Genomic DNA, 267 nt, shown 5'->3' with positions numbered 1-267 from the left:
GGCATCGTCGGCACCGGCGGTGTTGACGAAACCGACCGCGCTGGAACCGCTGCCGCTGGCTTCGTTGACCGCGCCGACCGCGGTGCTGTCATCGCCGCTGGCAGTGTTGCCGCCGCCGAGCGCGGACGAACCCGCGCCGCTGGCGAGGCTGCCGCTGCCCAGCGCGCTGCTGCCCGCACCGCTGGATTCACTGCCGGCACCCGCCGCGACGCTGTTCGCGCCGGTCTGAGTGCCGCGGATCACGAAGCCGTCGCCCATGGCCTGCAA

Annotated in this window: 1 protein-coding gene; it reads right to left on the bottom strand. The window is 73.4% G+C overall.

Annotated elements, in window-relative coordinates:
- The coding region (locus ASD86_RS27415) for a hypothetical protein (protein WP_200957233.1) at positions 1-267 on the bottom strand (267 nt) is incomplete at both ends.

It is taken from the genome of Lysobacter sp. Root690 (genome assembly GCF_001427785.1).
GTDB lineage: Bacteria > Pseudomonadota > Gammaproteobacteria > Xanthomonadales > Xanthomonadaceae > Lysobacter.
This window is presented reverse-complemented; position numbering and strand designations above follow the sequence as displayed.